Source organism: Oceanobacillus sp. MO10714A, from assembly GCF_037072045.1.
In the GTDB taxonomy this organism is placed as follows: Bacteria; Bacillota; Bacilli; order Bacillales; family Amphibacillaceae; genus Oceanobacillus; species Oceanobacillus indicireducens.
Genome location: NZ_JAXHDC010000009.1, coordinates 47,185 through 66,577, shown reverse-complemented (window position 1 = coordinate 66,577; position 19,393 = coordinate 47,185). Strand labels below are relative to the sequence as shown.

Sequence of the window (19,393 nt, the reverse complement as noted above, 5' to 3'; positions counted from 1 at the left end):
TTAGTATGGGATTAATCATATGACGGTATGCTTAGATATTTTTTGTTGATTAATGGGGGGATAATATATATGATATGGAATGTTGATCAATAATTTTTAAGAGAGAATGGTGTGTATGTTAGAGAGCTTCTTTAAACTGAAAGAAAATAACACAACGGTGCGGACGGAGTTCACCGCAGGTCTCACAACTTTCCTGACGATGGCTTATATTGTTGTGGTGAATCCGGCAATCCTTCATAGTGCGGGAGTACCTTTTGAACAAGTATTTATGGCAACGGTCATCACTGCCATCGTTGGCTCGTTAATGATGGGGTTGCTTGCGAATTATCCGATTGCCATTGCACCAGGCATGGGGTTGAACGCATATTTCGCCTCAGTTGTTGCCACACAAGGATTATCCTATCAAACCGTGTTCGGAACTGTATTCATCGCCGGTATTTTATTCCTTCTCCTTAGCTTTACGACTTTACGGGAGACATTAATCAATAAAATTCCGGACAGCTTGAAATTTGGTATAACTGCAGGTATTGGACTTTTCATCGCTTTCGTCGGCTTAAAAAATTCAGGACTTGTCGTTCCAAATGAAGCGAATATTATCGGGTTGGGCGATTTGACCGATCCCATGGTGATGCTTACGATTGCAGGGTTGTTCCTGACATTAGTGTTCTATATGTTAAACATTCGAGGCGCTTTATTTCTCGGAATGGTTATTACTGGAATTCTTGCTTACTTTACGGGGCAAATTCAATTTGAAGGTATCATATCGACGCCACCAACCCCTGTCTTTTTCGATTTAGACATAGCTGGCGTGTTCTCACACGGACTTTATACAATTATTATCGCATTTTTACTTGTAACATTATTTGATACAACCGGAACAATTATTGGGGTAGCTGAACAAGGCGGATTCATGAAAAATGGTAAATTACCACGCTCGAAACAAGCATTACTGGCAGATGCAACAGCTACAACAGTAGGTTCTGTATTCGGGACGAGCCCGGCAACAGCTTATATTGAGTCAACTTCAGGAGTTGCGGCTGGTGGAAGAACAGGACTGACTAGCCTTTTCGTTTCCTTGCTGTTCGCAATATCAATATTCTTTACGCCGATTATTAGTGTGGTGGCTGGGGTTCCGGCAATTACATCACCAGTCTTGATAATCGTTGGTTCATTTATGATGCAAGGCTTAGCAAAAATCAACTGGAAATCGTTTGATGAAGCATTTCCAACCTTTATCACGATGATTGCCATGCCATTTACATCAAGCATCGCAACCGGAATCGCAGTCGGTTTCATCACCTATCCACTCATGAAACTAGCAAGAGGAAAAGGCAAAGAAGTCCACTGGCTCATTTACCTATTCGCCATCCTTTTCCTCCTACAACTCATCTTCTTTCCAATGAACGGATAATCGGCGGCGGGACAGGGGGTCAGAGCAAGTGTCCCAGTAATTGGGACACTTGCCCTTACCCCTTTGTCCCTCTCAATCATTCATAGATTTCTGTCATCCAGTCGACGATGCTTTGTTCGTTTTCTTTTCGGATATCGTCGACGTTATCGTGTGCGATAATGCTTCCATCTTTGATTCCTACAATTTCGTCCAAGATATTTTCCACTTCCATAACCTCATGCGTTGTAATTAAGATAAGCTGCTTCTCTAGATCGACAAAGGAAATAAGCCCTTTAACAATTGAATTTCGCACCATCGGATCAAGCCCAGAAAATGGCTCATCCATCAAAACGACTGGTGCATTCCGTCCCAGAGTAAGCACAATTTTCACCCGACCTCGATTCCCTTTTGATAAATGTTTCAACTTCTTCTCCGGGTCAAGCTTCATAAACTTCATAATTTCATACGCTTTCTCCATATCAAAATCCGCAAATTGACTCGCTTGGAATTCAATTGCATCCTTTACGGTAAAGAAACGGTAATATTCATCCAGCTCCGATAGATAGGAAACGGATGAAGCAATTTTCCGCGTAACTTTTTCACCGTTTACCGTAATTTCTCCACGCGTCGGGTGATTCAATCCAGCAATCAATTTCAATGTCGTCGATTTACCGCTCCCATTCTCCCCGACAAGACCAATTAGTTTCCCTTTAGATAGTGTTAAATTCACTTGATCCAATGCCGCTTTCGTCCCATACTTTTTGGTGACATCCGTTAGTTTAATCATCCCTTAGTCCTCCTTCTCTTCTAAAAAATCCGCCAGTCCCCGTGTAATTTCCTCTTTTGAATAGCCCATTTCATACATTTGTTGCGTGAAATTCTGCAAAATTTCAGCTTTCATTTCTTCCCGGATTGCAGCAAGCACTTCTGCATCCTCCGTAATGAAAGTTCCCTGTCCTCGTTTCGACCGGGCAATTTCCATCGATTCTAACTCCCTATATGTTCGTTGTACCGTGTTAGGGTTAACATTCACCTCAATCGCCATCTCACGAACAGACGGTAGCTTATCACCCGCATGTAATTCCCCCCGAATAATTTGCTTCTTGATCAATTCCGCGATCTGTTCATAAATCGGCTTTGAGGAATGGAATAAATCTGCCATTCCACTACACCTCAACTTTTCTGTCAATCATCCAACAAGCTGCGAAAAACATAATAATGGTAACAATAAGGTCTCTTATAAAATGTCCAATATAGAAAATGGAAGCCTCACTCAGCGTGTTCGCTTCGAAAGCATTATCTATATAATCAAACTCAAAGCCAACTAGAATATCACCAACGTTAATTGGCCCCCATGTCGTAATCGTTTCAACAAATCCGATACTCAAGATCAGACTATAAATCCATCCGATGATAAGAAAAAGGATAAATGTCAATATGAAACTAAAAAAATCATTTATCCGCTGACTAAAGGTTAGAAATATCGACCAGAAGAAGATAAATGTGACCGCTAACCATATCGCCCCATTAAAGACAGTTACCGTTGACAGTCCCATAATGTTAAAGATTGTTTGCTCATTGAAAAAGTCAAAATGCTGATTGAAAAACAAGGCAGCTACTGATAAGCTAACAATGAAAGTGATAGCCATAAACACGATCCCTGTGAACAATTTCGATAGAAGTAACCCAGCGATCGACATTGGTGTATGCAACCAAAGGTGTAATCTTTTTCTTTCAGAACTCAAGGTATAGTAAAGATAAAAAACTAGGAAAAGAACATGAAGGGCTATTACAAATGCAAAGGACATCATCATTAACGCCTCTTCATGATTAATTTGTTTCCCTAAAAAATACGCACCAACCATCATTCCAGCATACAAAATCAAAGCAGTAATAAAAACTGGAAAACCAAGCCGCAACTCCTTCTTCGTTAACGCCAACCAAGCACTCATTTTTTCATCCTCCCAAACGTTGTATTAGCGTACTACTTAAACAGTACACTAATACTAACCAAGTTGTCAATGGGACATTGGGGTCAGAGCAGTTGTCCCAAGTTTCGATGGGACACAGGGTCAGAGCAGTTGTCCCAAGTTTCGATGAGACACGGGGTCAGAGCAGTTGTCCCAAATTCTGGTGGGACAATTGCTCTGACCCCACTTTTTTCAATTCATCTATAGCTTTTATCTTTGATTTTTTATATGATTATTGAAAGAACTTCAAACAATCCGCTTATTTGTGAGCGCTATCTTTCGTTTGAAAAAGTAAGATTATAACTCTATTACAGTGGGAGGGGTTTTAGTGGGTAATCAACAAGGACAATTGAAATCAGATTTAAAAGTTAGACATATAAGCATGATCTCAATAGCAGGTGTTATCGGGGCAGGATTATTTATTGGTAGTGGTGCAGTCATTAATTCCTCAGGACCAGGCGCGCTGCTGTCCTACGCCTTTGCAGGGCTAGTTGTCGTCCTCGTGATGAGAATGCTTGGAGAAATGGCAGCAGCTCGTCCAACAAGTGGATCATTTTCCACATATGCAAGTGAAGCAGTTGGACCATGGGCAGGATTTACGATTGGTTGGCTATACTGGTTTTTCTGGACGGTTGTTATCGCGATTGAAGCGATTGCTGGTGCAGCCATTATCCAGTACTGGATTCCAGATTTTCCACTCTGGTTAATGGCACTTATACTAACCGTTTCCCTTACCATGACGAATTTATTTTCCGTCAAATCCTTTGGTGAATTTGAATATTGGTTCTCCCTCATCAAGGTTGTTAGTATTGTTGCATTTCTAATATTAGGACTCTGCGTTATTTTCAGCTGGTACCCAGGGATTGCAACACCTGGTACATCCAACCTATTCGGTAATGGCGGGTTCATGCCAACTGGTTTTAGTTCCGTCCTAATTGGAATAACCGTTGTTATCTTTTCATTTATGGGAACTGAAATTGTCGCCATTGCGGCAGGCGAATCGAAACACCCAGCAAAATCCGTTCGAATCGCAACGAATAGTGTCATTTGGAGAATACTTATCTTCTATATTGGCTCAATCGCAATCGTTGTAACACTTTTACCATGGAACTCAGCAAATATCTTAGTCAGCCCATTTGTTGCTGTGCTTGATTATGTCGGCATACCGGCCGCAGCTCAGATTATGAATTTCGTCGTACTAACGGCTGTCCTTTCATGTTTAAACTCGGCACTCTATGCTAATTCCCGGATGTTATTCGGAATGGCGCAGAAAGGCGAAGCTCCGAAAGCTTTCCGGAAGTTGAGTAAAAAAGGTGTACCAGCTCGAGCTATTTTATTCAGTACATCATTTGCTTATGTTGCTGTGATTTTCAGTTACATTTCACCAGATACACTATTTCTCTTCCTCGTAAATTCGTCAGGAGCGGTTGCATTACTCGTTTATCTTGTAATTGCCTTCTCCCATATACGAATGAGAAGAAAGCTAGAAGCGGAAGACCCGGGATCACTGAAAATAAAAATGTGGTTATTCCCGTATTTAACCTACGCAACCATTCTATTTATTGTTGGAATTTACGGCGCCATGTTCTTTATTGAATCGTTAAGAATCCAAGCAATTCTTACGTCACTAGTAGCCGTATTTACTTCCGCCTCCTACTTTATATTTGTTCGCAATAAAGGAGCTGTTAAAGATTTGCAGGAGAACTTAGCTCAAACATCTTCGGAAAATATGAGATGATGAAAAAGGTGTCAGACATCGGGACAGGGGGTCAGAGTATTTGTCCCAGAATTTTGGGACAAATGCTCTGACCCCCTGTCCCAGTTTTTATGGTATAATGACCAGGTAATAAAGATACATCCGGAAGGGGCTCGGAGTTATGGGAAATGAAAAATCATGGTACAAACTAGATAATGCTGGGAAACTGTATTCCTCTATCATATCCTCGCGCGCGACAACCTTATTCCGACTTTCTGCCACACTTACAAGCCAAATTGATCCAACCTATTTACAGCGAGCACTCGAATTAACACTGGAACGCTATCCTTTTTTCAAAGTTCAATTAAAACAAGGCTTTTTTTGGTATTATTTTGAAGGTACCGAACAAATGCCGAAAGTAGAAAAGGAAATGTATTATCCATGTATCAGTTTATCGATTAAAAAGCGTGGTTCTTTCCCCTACCGGGTATATTATTATAACAATAGAATTGTTTTGGAATTGTCGCATAGCATGACGGATGGTACTGGCGGGTTGCAATTTTTAAATGAACTCGTCAAACATTACTTGCATTTGCAAGAATCTATCCCTATTGAGCTAGAGAATATAAGTAATGAGCAATTGCAAATGGAGACAGAAAATGCTTTCCGCAAATATTATGATAAAAAAATTCCTGCTCCCAGAACACGTGTGGGAAGTTCATACAAACTGCCGCTGGAACTAGATAAGAAGGGATATTATCATATCGTAACGGGAATTGTCTCGGTAGAAGCGTTAAAGCAAAAAGCGAAAGAATATAATGTCTCGATTACGATTTTTCTTACCGCTGTTTATATCCAGTGTCTGTTAAAAATTCAAGAAAAAACGTCAAGGCGTAAACGGCCGATTGTCATCAATGTTCCAGTTAATATGCGTGCTTTTTTTCCAAGCGACACGATGCGGAACTTTTTTGTAAGTATTACACCTTCGATTGATGCGCGGCTCGGCGAATACGATTTTGAAGAAATTATTCAAGAGTTAAACATTGAATTCAGCCGCCTATTGACACCGAAAAAATTAAAACAGTACATCAAGCGTAGTGTTATCAGCGAGAAATCTTTGGCGTTACGATTAATGCCATCACCAATTAAAGACATTGTTGCTCCGTCCATATATTCATTTTTTGGCGAGGGTCAATATACAAGTGGCTTATCCAACTTGGGGATTGTTCAAGTCCCTAGTGAAATGGAGGAATTCATCGAAAGGATCGAATGCTACCCGCCACCTAGTATTGGAAATAAAGTTAAGGTCATACTAATTAGCTACAAACAGCATATGTATATTTCATTTGGAAATCTATCCAGAGATCGAGTGGTTGAGCGAGAATTTTTCCGGAGTCTCAGGCAGCTCGGAATTGAAGTAACTGTAGAAACAAACGATGAGGAGAATTAAAATGGCCTATTGTCCAAAATGCGGTATAAAAGTGGAGAGGGATAACCGGCCATGTCCACTATGCAACTTCCATATCCCAAAAGTTCATGAAGAAAGTGATGAAGTTCTAAGGGTCAAGAAATTCCCTAAAACGACAAACCCTTATCCCACTTATACGAGAAGAGTTCTAAATCGAATCTTCATCTTTATAACGTTATTAGTATTCGTAGCTGTCAGTCTTATGTTTTACATCGACTATGAACTGAATAATACATTTACATGGTCTAGATATAGTAACTTAAGCGTGCTTGCAGGTTGGGTCTTGATTTACTTTTCGTTCGGATATGTGAAAAATTATTATAAAATAATTATCGGTATCGGCTTAGATGCTCTTATATTATTATTCGGACTGGATAAGTTCAGCGGCAGTTTAGAATGGTTTATCCCATTAGCATTTCCAATCGTTACAGGCACAACGGTTATCGGAATCTGTTACTGGAGCGTGATTCGAGCGTTATCAGTTAGAGGCTTTAATGTAATTGGATTCTTATTCATCGCAATTGTTATTCTGACGATGTGGATTAACTTCTTTATTCAAAGTTATCAAAATAAAACAGATCCCTTGAATTGGATTATTGTTACTGCCCTGCAATTACTGCCTGTCTTATTAATTATGCTTTATGTCAAATACGGCATGCCCGAACGAATCAAGCAAAAAATCGCCAGGAAATTTCATTTATAAAGTGAAATTTCCTTCAGTGGGGCATTACAGTTAATGCCTGATAAAATGGAGGGTGACAGATAAACTGCACCCTCCTCTTATTATTTAGACTTTTTTATGAAAGATGCTGGTACATCCGCTTTAAACGTCATCAATTTATTCATTGTCGGGTGATGCATTGCTAGGATCTTTGCATGTAATCCGAGCCTGCCGATTGCATTTCTTTCCTTTGCTCCATACTTTTTATCCCCTACAACCGGGTGACCCAGGTCTTGCATATGAACTCTAATTTGATTTTTCCTGCCCGTTTCTAGATTTACTTCCAATAAAGAAAAATCTGCATTACCCTGTATAAATTTATAGCGGGTTTTTGCGAGTAATCCATCATTTGGCGTTTGACTGGAGTACATAACATGCGTTTTCGTTTCCCTGAGCCAAGACGTGATATAGCCTTCTTTTTTTGAAACCTTTCCTTCCACGAGAGCCGCATATGTCCGTTCTTTCACCATAGTATTCCAATTATCCTGCAGTTTTCTTTTCACGTCATTCGACTTAGCAAACAGCATAATCCCCGACGTATCCTTGTCTAAACGATGCACGATAAAAATTCGGTTGTCATGATTTTCCCTTTTCACATAATTCATTAATTGATGCAGAGCGGTATGTCTTTTCTCTTTCTCAGTAGCGATTGACAATAATCCGGCTTCTTTATTGATGACAAGAATATCATCGTCTTCATAAAGAATCTGGAGTCCAATTAACGCATCCTGTTTGATGGCAGCTTTGTTTTTTAAAATAGTGACCGTTTGACCAGGTTTTAAATTATAATTGAACTGTTTTTCGATTGTGTCATCAATCATTACTTGGCCTCTACCCAGGATGGATTTTACCGAATTCCTGCTTCGGTTAGACATTACCTTTAATAAAAAAGATAATAATTCATCGGGTTCTTTCACCTGGACGATGATAGATTTGGTATCTTCCAGGTAGTTAGATTTCTTTTTAGGCATGTGGTATGCTCCTTAAAATATTGAAGTTGTGATGTTTCCATCATACACTCTTTGGCGGGATAAGAACAGTTTGTCCCTTAATTTTCATCCACCTCATACTCCAGCGGCATTTCCACCTGGCGATTACGACCTCTTCCCTCATCCTAGATGAATCAATAGAACAGGTAAAACGGCAGCTTATTTCAGCAAGTATCTAGCACCTGTCGATAAAAAAAGCATGACCCTCTCTGTCCGAGATGTCATGCTGCACGCGTAATTAGAACGATGGTCAACAAATCCTCATTATTCAACTACTACCTCTCCAACCATGCCTTCCTGCTCATGGTATCGGCATATCAATTCATACGTGCCAGTCTTTCCGGGCTTTATCGAGATTTTTTTCTCTTCTCCCGGTTGAAGTTCCACATCAATGGCTAGTCCTTTTACAGTGAAGGTATGTTCTTTCATTCCTTTATTCTGAAGCAGTAGAATTGTCGTTTCTTCATTGGGGAGCGTAATTACGTCCGGATTAAAGAAATCATCGTTCAATTCGACCACGACCTCATTATCTGCATTCTGAGCTTCAGTTTCTGCAACCCCATGTAGCGAGCCAAAACTAGAAAAAACCATGATCACCGCAAATACACATACTAACCTTATTAACGGATTTTTAATAGACATTGTAATACCTCCTTTCTGCCTGTTAGTTTCTTCAATTTACAGGAAAATATCAAAGAACTTTTATTTAACGTTTTGCTAAAGAACTTTAAAAGGAGAAAGCCATTCTTAAACTGCAGCCTCTTCTTTTTATTTAGAAACATACAGTTCTATTGTCAACCCAAAAAAATAGTAGTTGACAATAGAGTTTTTACATTATACAATCCCACTAATAAGAAAACTATGGAATGAATGATGATTGATCAAAAAGGAGATTTGTACAATGAATGCAAAAAGCAGGAGACTCAGAATTCTACTTAATTGTTCTATTTTCGCAAGCATAACAGCAATACTGGCACAAATCGAAATCCCGCTACCACTCATCCCCATCAGTGGTCAGACGTTGGCAGTTGGGATAGCTGCGACAATTCTTGGCAGTCGTCAAGGCGCATTAGCCATGATTTGCTATGCAGCTATAGGTGGGATTGGACTCCCGGTCTTTGCTGGTTTCGCTGGTGGACCGCAAGTTTTAGTCGGACCATCTGGCGGCTATATTTTTGGCTTTATCGCAGCTGCTTATGTAACCGGATTAATCCTTGAAAAAACGAAATTCTCCATTACGATGGCACTTGTTGCTAATATAGCAGGAATGTTTGTCACGCTCCTTTTCGGTACGTTACAATTAAAAATTGTATTAGATTTGGGATGGAATGCGGCACTTATAGCCGGTGTCTATCCATTTCTTGTAGTGGGATTTATTAAAGCTTATTTGGCTAGTTTGATTGGGATTAAGGTAAGAGAGCGGTTGGTTGATGCGAAGTTGATTGTGGATGGGGAGAAGGTTGCATCCTAAGATGTATTTGAAAAATATCCCAACAGTTAGGCGGACCCTCTGTTGGGATTAATAATATTACTAAATTATAATATAACTTATTAGCAGGTCTTATATCATTCTTTTATTACACAAAAAACAGGTCAACTAAAGTATCTGATTGACCCGCTATTACATGTAGGTGCTTTTACCTTCTAGCCTCACCTTACCTGATACTCGGATGTTAGTTTAATAGAGGACCATCCATGTTGTTGTCCTCTACTGAATTTTACCCGAAGATTAATAGATTCTTCATCTTCATTCCAAGTTAATGTATTTTGAATAGCTGAAGGGACTAGGGTATGAACTTGTATTGTAGTATCGATGCGCGAATGCTCTTTACAAATACTTTCATAATCCTTATAGTATGTAATTGCCATCATTGCTTTACCTAGCAAGCTTTCAATTCCTTGTTTTAAGTTCTCCTGAGACGCATATTCTAATTGAGTTCCTAATTCTTGAGCAAGCTCTTTTAAACTCTCTCGATGACTTAGTTCCCCGCTTTCAAATCTTTGTTTGACCAATCCTACTACAGGCTTTAAATCACCGATATCAAAATATGCAGGTCCTAAAATAGTGCCAATCCCAGGATTCTTTGTCGTCAATTTATTCCCCTTCTTAGCAGTGGCTTTAAGAGAAATACTTTCAATTTCATAGGATTTATTGACCCTTAAGGTCAACTTAAGATCTCCAGTATCCAACCGATCATCTATATAGCTTTCAGGCACTAATTCAATACTTTCTATCTCATAATCCAAGTATTTCTCATATAATTTGTCTTTAATAGCAGGAATAATAGTAGAAGTTGATTGAAAGAGATCCGAGAGCACTTCCGGCTTTACAATGTGATAATATTTGTGCAGCTGTTCAACGCATTCATTATGCTCAACTTGAAGAACGTCGGGAAAATATTTTAAAAAGTAATAGTATGTTAAGGCTTCATGACATTTGCCAATCGCATTACTTTGATTTCTTCCACCTTCATAGTTGTGATTTTCTATTAAATGTGTCATGTTCCTTATCGTCCGTTTATTCGATGCTTCATTTTCTGCTTCACTAGGAAACGTTTCATAACTGACAGCAAGCTTCACAGAAGATGTTGGAGCACTTTCAAATTTAAACCTTAATGTTAAAGCTATTTCACCATATTTAATACCAACTGAATTTTTCCCCGACTTATAAATATCAATTGCTGTAAAATATGGACTACTTGGACTGAATCTCTCAACAGATATAGAACTTTCGTATTTTCCATAACGGGTAATGATTGTTGTATCGTCCGTCATAAATAAGCTATGATAAGCATGATTAAACCCTTTGTTCCTATCATTATAGGAATCCTTCAACAATGTAAAAGCTTCTTCGCGTATGTTATATAAAAATTTCTTTCTGTACTCCTCGATTTCAGGCTTGAATTTAGGGTATTGGTCAGAGATGATTCTTTTCAACGATTTTACGTCTGAATTAGAAATCTTTCTTTTCGTTAATTTTACTATGTTTTTTAAAAAATCTAAGTAATGCTTTTCAAATGCTTCATTAAATTTTTCTTGGAGAGAATCAGATAAAAAATATTTCGCAAAAAAACTCTTTGCTCCTAAATTCTTAGTCTGTATTTTCGCTTTCCTTTTTACCAAAAACAAATTTACATTGATGATGCTACCATCCTCAAGGAGCAATGTAAGGTCTTTTGCTAAATTTGTATTTTTCGCTTGAAACTTAGATTGAGCAGAAACGATATTTGGATATAATTTTATTATGTACTCCACTGTATCCCTTACTGTTTTGGGATATGTTGTAATTAGTGGATTCTTATTAATTGCTAGCATAAGTGCCTGATGAACCTCGTGTACATGCTTGTCGCCAAGTTTTCGTGGATTTATCATATTAAACACCTCAACCTAATTATAGCGTATTTATTTCTATTACGGGAATTTTTGTCTAAAGCTTAAAACTGGCCTTATGCTGCATTTAGTGGTAAAATAAAAATACTTTGGGAGGTATGAGCATGAAGATAAATGAAAGAGGACGGGCAAAACATCGTCCATTAAGAGACTATGACCCAAAAATAGTAAAGGAACTGTTACTAAATAAAATAGAAGAAGAACAAAAAACAATACAAAAACTAGCATACGAAGAGACAAAACCCATCGTTCAATATAAAGATGATAAAATTAATGTACTCAGTCTTTTCTCAGGAGCTGGTGGTTTGGATCTCGGCGTTGAATTAGCAGGTCTGGCAGCTGTAATTGGTAGGGAAAAAGCCCAAAAAGCCTTCCATGACAGAGAGAACTACAGAGCTGTTAGAAATGAAAGTATTTTTCACACCATATATACAAATGATCTATTTAAAGAAGCTAATGAAACGTATCAATTGAACTTTCCACCAACATTTCAACATGAAATGGATATTCGGAAAATAAAAGAGTTTCCATCAGCGGATTTAGTTCTTGGTGGCTTTCCATGCCCAGGATTCAGTGAAGCAGGACCACGATTAATAGATGATGAAAGAAACTTTTTATACATCCATTTTATCCGTTGCTTATTACAAGCAAAACCATTTGCTTTTATTGCAGAGAATGTCAAAGGAATGCTTACACTTGGCAAGGGAGAGGTAATGAATCAGATTATGCAAGATTTTACATCGGCTGGATACAATGTAAAATTTAAACTTGTAAACGCCCGGGACTATGGAGTTCCCCAACATAGAGAAAGAGTATTTATCATTGGAATTCGAAATGATATAGAATTTAATTATAAGTTCCCAGAACCTACACATGGACATGGAAAGGATCTGGAACCATTCATTACTTTAAAAAATGCAATAGGTGATTTGGAAAATAATCCGGGAGATTGGTATAAAGGTGGTTTTTCTCCAATCTATCTATCCCGAAACAGAAAAAAGAAATGGGATGAACAAAGTTTTACCATTCAAGCTTCTGGAAGGCAAGCCCCATTACACCCAAGTGGACCAGAAATGGTAAAAGTGGATAAGGATCACTGGATACTGCCAGATGATCCCTCATTGCATCGACGTCTCTCAGTAAGTGAAATTTCTCGCATCCAAACGTTTCCAGATTGGTTTATATTTTCGGATGGAGGAAATCTGGAATCTAGTAAAAATAATCGTTTAAACAAGCAATATAAACAAATTGGAAATGCAGTACCAGTAAATCTAGCAAAAGAAATTGCAATGCCGATTGCAAAATGGTCGAAGGAGAATATGGAATCTATAAAACAATTGGTTTTATTTTAGTTTTTAGCTTAACAAAAACCTCTCCTATAAATTAAGATATGGGAGAGGTTTTAATTAGTAGGATATAGTGGATGTATTAACATCCTCTTATAGCATATCAACAATGTTTTAAAGTAAGCTCAAAATCGCGAGGATCCTAGATTATCATTCTTTTATTACACAAAAAACAGGTCAACTAAAGTATCTGATTGACCCGCAATATTAAATAATAGAAGTTTGTCTATATTTTATTATAAGATTTTTATTGCCCTTTATATACCGGTTCCCTCTTTTCAACAAAAGCCTTCAACCCTTCTTTAATATCTTCACTTCCGAGTGCTTTACTCGCATATTTCCATTCTTCATGAAAACCAAGCTCCATCGGTAAACTTAACAAACGGATAACAGCTTCTTTTGTTGATTGCACGGCAATCGGTCCATTTTTACAGATAACGATTATATTTTTCTCAATATAGCCGGTCTGTAAACGCTTGAATATTTGTCTATTCAATGGGTAACTACCTTTCAAACATTTTGAAGTTCATAATAATTATTTAGATCTAAGCCAAAACTATTAAATATAATTAATTACCACGCATTTCCCTGTATCTTAAAAACAAAGTGTTATCAAAAATTAATTACGAAGCATTTTCTTCTAAACAACCCACCGTATAATCACTATGGTATAATAATATAAAATCTTATGACTAGGAGGAATATTCGTGAATGGTATCGTTGATTTAGTTGAATCTCAAGTAATTGCTTCTGTAAAAAGTAAACAACAGTTAGAATTTGCTGCCAATTCTAAGGCTAATATTGTTTTTTTATTAACTGGAAATCTTATTACGACGAAAAAATACATAAATCATTTAAAAAAATATAATAAGATAATATTTGTTCATATAGATTTTATTGATGGATTAGCAAACACGAGAAGTGCAATTGAATATATTGCAAATATCTGGCAACCGAAAGGAATTATTACTACGAAAAGTAATCTAATTAAATTTGCGAAGGAGGAAGGACTTATGGCTATACAGCGTATATTCCTAATCGATGGAAATGCGATGAAAAAAGGTATTGAAATTGCTCACTCAAGTAAACCTGATGCAATTGAGGTCCTTCCTGGAATCATGCCCGACATCATTGACAATTTGACTAAACTAACCCACCTACCAATCATAGCAGGAGGGCTAGTAAGTAATAAAAATCAAATTACAGATGGATTGCAAGCGGGCGCTTTGGCTATGTCCGCAGGTGATTCAAAGCTTTGGAATTTGAGTCTTTAGTTAACTCTGGTAAATCTTTAATACTATTAATTATAAAGTCTGGTTGATCTTCTGCGTGCTCTAGCATTGCTTTTTCTGTTATGCCTGTTAGAACAAGAACTGAATTTAAACCATAGTCATTTCCCATTCGAATATCCGTCTCTAATCGATCTCCAACCATGTAACAACTACGATGCGGGAGCCTAAGTATATCCTCAACAATGAATTTGGCCGCTAACTGGGAGGGTTTTCCGAGAATGAGTTCTACTTTTTCACCGGTTGCCCCTTCTAGGGCTCCTATCATCGCACCACAATCCGGTATTTGTCCTCCTTCAATAGGGCAAGTTCGATCCGGATTTGTAGCAACTACGATCGCTCCATTTTTCCAGGCTTGAAAAGCTTGATTCAATTTGTCATAGGTAAACTTCCTGTCCCATCCTATTACAACGTAACGAACTTCATTCTCATTTCCTGAAATTTTTATCCCCATATTCGTTATTTCGTCATATAATGGTTGTTCCCCAATGACCATCACCTTCTCGTTTGGAAGTAATTTAGATTTTAAATAACGAGCTGTAAGATAGTTTGAGTTAACTACATTTTCTTGATTTATATCTATTCCTAGTTTCCTTAGTTTTTTCACATAGCTTGCAATTGTTTCAATTGATTTATTTGTTAAAAATACTATTGTATCGCCACGTTCTTGTAATTCTTGGATAGCCTCTCGTGCACCCTCAATTAATTGATCATCAATATAAACAGTTCCATCCAAATCAAAGATAAATCCCCTTTTCACCTTAATCCTCCCTTTAAATTTATCTAAAATGCTCCCTTTTTATTCGTGTGACTTATTTCCTCCAGATAACTTATTTGCGATAGCTTGCAGTACAAGAACTATAATAACCAAAATAACTGACATCGCTGCCGCTGAGTAGTATTCGGCTCTCAATACATTTTGAAAAATCGCCAGACTCATGGGTGCCCATTCAGCAGGAGCCATTAAAATGGAAACACTGGTTTCCTTTATAACTGTTACAAATACTAAAATAGAACCAGCAGCAATACCAGGAAGCATTAATGGACCGACGACTGTTGTAGCTGCCGTTAATGTAGAAGCCCCCAGGCTGACAGCAGCCTCTTCAATATCTTGTTTTATAGCTCTCATCGTTCCTACTGTAGAACGAACCATATATGGTAATCTACGGATACTATAGGCAATGATTAAAATTAAAGCGGTTCCAGTCAACTGTAAAGGTGCAGTATTAAAGGTTTGAATTAAGGCGATACCAAAAGCAATTCCCGGTACAATCAACGGAATAGTTGTCATAAAATCTAAGGTTGTCGAACGCTGACGGACGACAAAGTACGATACAAATGTAGCGATAACTGCACTTAGAATAAGTGCTCCACCCGCTAGGACTAAACTATTTTGGATATTCCCCAAAGAAGAAGTAAATATGGTGCGATAATGATCAAATGTATATCCATTAGGTAATGGATCCCTTCCCCAGGTTGTCGCTATGGACTGCAAGAAAACTGTAAGCATAGCAAGAATTGGAATCAATACAACTATGCCTGAGAATATAGTAAGCGGAATTGTTAAAGCTTTATTTTTATTAAGTTTCACTTGCTTCGGTTTGCCAGAAAGTACGTCATAATTTTTATCCTTAAGAAGATAGTTTTGCAACCAATAGACAACCCCAGCAACCGCGATCATAATTACAGTTAGAATAGCAGCCCCGCCCCAATTAAAGAACCCAGCGATTTCCCGATAAGCATCCACCACGATAAGATTCAAATCATTTGGAGCCAAAATAATTGGTGTTCCAAAATCTGAAAAACTGACAGCAAATATTACTAATAAAGTAGAAAGCATACCGGGCAAAGCCAGTGGAAATGTGACTGTTATAAATGTTAACCAACCCCTAGAACCCATATTACGGGAGGCTTCTTCCAAGGATATATCACTAATCTTAAAAGCCGCGACCATTGGCCAAAGTGCATACGGGAAGAAAAAGAAAATTTGCACAATCGCTATCCCAGTCATCGAATACGGATCAATCAACATTCCTTCTCCACCCAATTTTTCATAAATATAAGTAACCCATCCTGAACGTCCAAACATAATAATGAACGCATAGGCAGAAATAAATGTCGGGATAACTAGAGGCACGGTGCATAATGCGCTAATCGTCCTTTTAAACGGCATCTTTGTGCGTGCAATTCCATACGCTATTGGAATACAAATAATAAGTACCCATAAAGAAACTATTAAAGAAAGCTTTAAACTATTAATTAATCCTCTAAAATAACTTCCATAAGTAAACATAGCTTTAAAATTATCTAATGTAGCGTTCTTTAACTGGTCAATTGTAATTTGCATTTGCTCCCAGCTAACGAGCGAGCCAAACACATTAATAGGTTCATCTGTAAAAGCGACTAAAAAAACGGATAATAAAGGGATGATTAAAAACAAAAGAAAGAATCCGTATATTAATAATTTAATTAAACCCAATCCCATAAAGTTTTGTTTGAATTTGTTCATATTAGTAACACCCTTTCAGGTGATACACCTAAACGGATAGTTGAACCATTTTTCTTAATGCTGTCACCTGATTCATATGTCGTATCTATTAATAATTGATGTTCACCGACTCTTACATCGTAGCGAACAATTGAGCCAAGATAGGTTGCCAAATGGATGGTCCCCTCAAAGGAATTACCAAAGTCATCCGGAGCACCATTTAACACATTAATATTTTCCGGTCGAATGATTACCTGTACATCTTTCTTATCCGTTTGGGTGGATGACTTAATTTGTTGATTACCGATTTGCACAATTGTCTCCCCCTTTTCACTTCCAACAACTTTACCAGATAAGATATTAGACGTACCCACAAAATCTGCAATGAATGGCGTGTTGGGATTGCTGTATAAATCGGTAGGCGTTCCTACCTGTAATATCTTTCCATCCTTCATTACAGCTATCCGGTCTGCCATGCTCATTGCTTCTTCCTGGTCATGAGTTACAAAAATTGTAGTTATTTTTAAATCCTGTTGGATACGCCGAATTGTATTTCGCATTGTATGACGTAGCTTTAAATCCAAATTGGACAAAGGCTCATCCATTAAAAGTACTTCAGGCTCCATTACTAGCGCTCTTGCCAACGCCACACGCTGTTGTTGCCCTCCAGATAATTCACTGGTAAGCTTTTTTGCATGTTCTGTTAATTCAACGTACTCTAATATGTCCATTACCTTTCTCTCGATATGTTGGGGATATTTTACAATTTTACTATTAAGCATTCGTGTATAAACTCCAGCTTTTTTAAAGAATTTGCTCTTTTTCAATTCCTTAATATTTAAACTATAAGCGACATTATCGAATACATTCATATGGGGAAAAAGTGCGTAGCTCTGGAAAACCATTCCACAATTTCGTTCGTTTGGTGCTAAATTCGCCACATTTTTATCTCCAATTTTAATGATGCCACTAGTTGGTGTTTCAAAACCTGCTATACATCTCATTGTCGTTGTTTTCCCACAGCCGGACGGACCGAGGAGGGCAAAAAACTCGCCCTCTTTAATGTCCAGGTTTATATCTTGAAGTACAGTTAATCCGGAAAAATCCTTTCTAAGTTGCTCAATTACAACTGACCCCATTTTATCAACATCCTTTAGTTTATTTTATTGGTCCACTCGTTACGAATTCGGTCATAATGTTCATTAACCCAATCAATATCCAAGTCCACCGCATTATCCTTTATGGAGTCAATATTTAATGGTGTCTCAGACTCTACTTCTGGGTTGATAGGGATATGATACCAATTCGCTAAAATTTGCTGTGCTTCTTCCTCTAACATGAAATCTATGAATTTCTTACCACCCTCTGGGTTTGGCCCATCTTTAACTAGAGTGGCTGGATTTACTAAAATAGGAGTTTTATCCGGCACAACAAAATCTACTGTTTCTCCTTTTGCTTGATGTTCATACGCCATAAAGTCAAAACCAATTGCAACATGGGCTTCCCCCATAGCTACAGCTTTTGTTGGAGCTGAGCCAGAGTCAGGAATAGAATTGGAATGGGAAGCTAGCTGCTGAAAATACTCCCAACCTTCTTCCTCTCCATGTTGCATCATATAACTAAGTACCATTAAAGTAGCCGTTCCCGATGCTGCTGGATTGGGAAACTGAATTTTCCCTTCCCATTTTGGATCTAATAAATCCTCCCATGTCTTTGGAGCTTCTTCTTCCGTCACAAAGTCAGTATTATAAGAAAATCCTAGAACAAATAATTCTGTTCCGACATAATAGTCGTCTTCATGTTTCATCTTAATTCCATTTTCGACTACCTCCCAATCCTCTGCACTTTCCGGTATATACTGTGTTATGATTTCTTTTTCGACTGCAGATTCAAAAGGAAGGATTCCCCCTCCCCCATACCATACATCCGCCTGGGGATTACCTTTTTCCGCCATCATTTGATTCACTAAAACGTTTGTTCCCGCATAGTGAACATTAACCTTCTGTCCGTATAATTCTTCATACTTTGCAGCAAGTTCATTAGTTAAATCTGGTGTCTCCGGTGAATACAATGTTATTGGATCACTTGAAGATCCTTCCCCATCTTCGGACTCAGACTCTTCACCTGCACATGCTGTAAGCGCCCCAACAAATAAAACTAAAAATAATAAAGTCAATAGAAATTTCTTCATGTTACATCCCCCTTTTGCTATTTACGAAAAACTTTCGGAAATGAATAAAGAAGAGATTGAAAAAACATACTCCTGTGGCAGAAGTATTATTTCATTCTCTTCTCTTCCAATCTCCGAGAGATATTCGATTAATCAACATTATAGCGAACGCTTACATATTTGTAAATACATAACCATTAAAATATTGCGTTAAAATGAAATATTTAGTTATCTGTTACCTATTCCCTAGATATTTTTCCAAAATGAACCATTAACCCCATAGACAAGGGATTTATTTCACAGCTATACTGATGGTAATTTCATAATTACTTAGGTAGAGTCTTAGAGAAGATACCATGAGTCACCCTTTTATGGGGGCTCTTCGGTGTCTTCTCTATTTTTTTTGTAAAGGAGGGATTAACCCAAGAACATAGACCTCTTAGAAGAGACAGAAACAAATATACAAGGAGGATTTA

Annotated in this window: 18 protein-coding genes; 7 read left to right on the top strand and 11 right to left on the bottom strand. The window is 37.9% G+C overall.

Annotation, left to right across the window (positions count from 1 at the left end; genetic code table 11):
• The first annotated feature begins 115 nt into the window (after positions 1-115).
• Positions 116-1,411 carry an NCS2 family permease gene (locus tag SPD53_RS08085; protein ID WP_156857167.1) on the top strand — a complete coding sequence of 432 codons (1,296 nt, stop codon included), beginning with the start codon at positions 116-118 and terminating at the stop codon, positions 1,409-1,411.
• A 76-nt stretch (positions 1,412-1,487) separates the two neighbouring features.
• Here the strand turns inward: SPD53_RS08085 and SPD53_RS08080 are convergent, their stop codons facing one another.
• Genes SPD53_RS08080 through SPD53_RS08070 form a run of 3 tightly spaced genes read right to left on the bottom strand, consistent with a single transcriptional unit; the run spans position 1,488 to position 3,342 of the window.
• Positions 1,488-2,177, bottom strand: a complete 690-nt coding sequence (locus SPD53_RS08080) for an ABC transporter ATP-binding protein (protein ID WP_336252211.1) — start codon at positions 2,175-2,177, stop codon at positions 1,488-1,490.
• A 3-nt stretch (positions 2,178-2,180) separates the two neighbouring features.
• Positions 2,181-2,552, bottom strand: a complete 372-nt coding sequence (locus tag SPD53_RS08075; protein ID WP_336252210.1) for a GntR family transcriptional regulator — start codon at positions 2,550-2,552, stop codon at positions 2,181-2,183.
• 4 nt (positions 2,553-2,556) lie between these two features.
• Entirely contained in the window at positions 2,557-3,342 is a 786-nt protein-coding gene (locus SPD53_RS08070; protein WP_156857164.1) for a hypothetical protein, read from the bottom strand.
• A 400-nt stretch (positions 3,343-3,742) separates the two neighbouring features.
• Here SPD53_RS08070 and SPD53_RS08065 point away from each other — a divergent pair, with 400 nt between their 5' ends.
• From SPD53_RS08065 to SPD53_RS08055, 3 genes are all read left to right on the top strand, one after another.
• Positions 3,743-5,098, top strand: a complete 1,356-nt coding sequence (locus SPD53_RS08065) for an amino acid permease (protein ID WP_336252224.1) — start codon at positions 3,743-3,745, stop codon at positions 5,096-5,098.
• A 139-nt stretch (positions 5,099-5,237) separates the two neighbouring features.
• Positions 5,238-6,506 (top strand): alcohol acetyltransferase, encoded by a 1,269-nt coding sequence (locus SPD53_RS08060; protein WP_336252209.1) that lies wholly within the window; start codon positions 5,238-5,240, stop codon positions 6,504-6,506.
• Positions 6,493-7,227 (top strand): DUF6320 domain-containing protein, encoded by a 735-nt coding sequence (locus SPD53_RS08055; protein ID WP_336252208.1) that lies wholly within the window; start codon positions 6,493-6,495, stop codon positions 7,225-7,227. The genes SPD53_RS08060 and SPD53_RS08055 overlap by 14 nt, the downstream gene beginning before the upstream one ends.
• Before the next feature lie 80 nt (positions 7,228-7,307).
• On the opposite strand, the gene SPD53_RS08050 is transcribed toward SPD53_RS08055, so the two are convergent.
• A complete protein-coding gene (locus SPD53_RS08050; protein ID WP_336252207.1) occupies positions 7,308-8,216 on the bottom strand; it encodes an RluA family pseudouridine synthase in 909 nt (302 codons plus the stop codon).
• A 282-nt stretch (positions 8,217-8,498) separates the two neighbouring features.
• A complete protein-coding gene (locus SPD53_RS08045; protein WP_336252206.1) occupies positions 8,499-8,876 on the bottom strand; it encodes a cupredoxin domain-containing protein in 378 nt (125 codons plus the stop codon).
• A gap of 259 nt (positions 8,877-9,135) precedes the next feature.
• Here SPD53_RS08045 and SPD53_RS08040 point away from each other — a divergent pair, with 259 nt between their 5' ends.
• Positions 9,136-9,705: a biotin transporter BioY gene (locus tag SPD53_RS08040; protein WP_156857159.1), complete on the top strand. Its 570-nt coding sequence runs from the start codon at positions 9,136-9,138 to the stop codon at positions 9,703-9,705.
• Between the two features lie 179 nt (positions 9,706-9,884).
• On the opposite strand, the gene SPD53_RS08035 is transcribed toward SPD53_RS08040, so the two are convergent.
• Complete coding sequence (locus SPD53_RS08035; RefSeq protein ID WP_336252205.1) at positions 9,885-11,549, bottom strand: hypothetical protein; 1,665 nt, start codon at positions 11,547-11,549, stop codon at positions 9,885-9,887.
• Between the two features lie 179 nt (positions 11,550-11,728).
• On the opposite strand from SPD53_RS08035, the gene SPD53_RS08030 reads away from it, so the two are divergent.
• Positions 11,729-12,976: a DNA cytosine methyltransferase gene (locus tag SPD53_RS08030; RefSeq protein ID WP_336252204.1), complete on the top strand. Its 1,248-nt coding sequence runs from the start codon at positions 11,729-11,731 to the stop codon at positions 12,974-12,976.
• 241 nt (positions 12,977-13,217) lie between these two features.
• On the opposite strand, the gene SPD53_RS08025 is transcribed toward SPD53_RS08030, so the two are convergent.
• Positions 13,218-13,466: a hypothetical protein gene (locus SPD53_RS08025; protein ID WP_336252203.1), complete on the bottom strand. Its 249-nt coding sequence runs from the start codon at positions 13,464-13,466 to the stop codon at positions 13,218-13,220.
• A 211-nt stretch (positions 13,467-13,677) separates the two neighbouring features.
• Between SPD53_RS08025 and SPD53_RS08020 the strand changes: the two genes are divergently transcribed.
• A complete protein-coding gene (locus tag SPD53_RS08020) occupies positions 13,678-14,244 on the top strand; it encodes a glycerol-3-phosphate responsive antiterminator (RefSeq protein ID WP_336252202.1) in 567 nt (188 codons plus the stop codon).
• Here SPD53_RS08020 and SPD53_RS08015 read toward each other — a convergent pair.
• The 4 genes from SPD53_RS08015 to SPD53_RS08000 are packed head-to-tail and all read right to left on the bottom strand — an operon-like array spanning position 14,201 to position 18,938.
• Entirely contained in the window at positions 14,201-15,019 is an 819-nt protein-coding gene (locus SPD53_RS08015; protein ID WP_336252201.1) for an HAD-IIA family hydrolase, read from the bottom strand. The genes SPD53_RS08020 and SPD53_RS08015 overlap by 44 nt on opposite strands.
• 39 nt (positions 15,020-15,058) lie before the next feature.
• Positions 15,059-16,768 carry an ABC transporter permease gene (locus SPD53_RS08010; RefSeq protein WP_156857155.1) on the bottom strand — a complete coding sequence of 570 codons (1,710 nt, stop codon included), beginning with the start codon at positions 16,766-16,768 and terminating at the stop codon, positions 15,059-15,061.
• On the bottom strand, positions 16,765-17,886 hold the full coding sequence (locus SPD53_RS08005) for an ABC transporter ATP-binding protein (RefSeq protein ID WP_336252200.1): 1,122 nt from the start codon (positions 17,884-17,886) through the stop codon (positions 16,765-16,767). The genes SPD53_RS08010 and SPD53_RS08005 overlap by 4 nt, the downstream gene beginning before the upstream one ends.
• 14 nt (positions 17,887-17,900) lie before the next feature.
• Entirely contained in the window at positions 17,901-18,938 is a 1,038-nt protein-coding gene (locus SPD53_RS08000; RefSeq protein ID WP_156857153.1) for an ABC transporter substrate-binding protein, read from the bottom strand.
• Positions 18,939-19,393 lie beyond the last annotated feature (455 nt).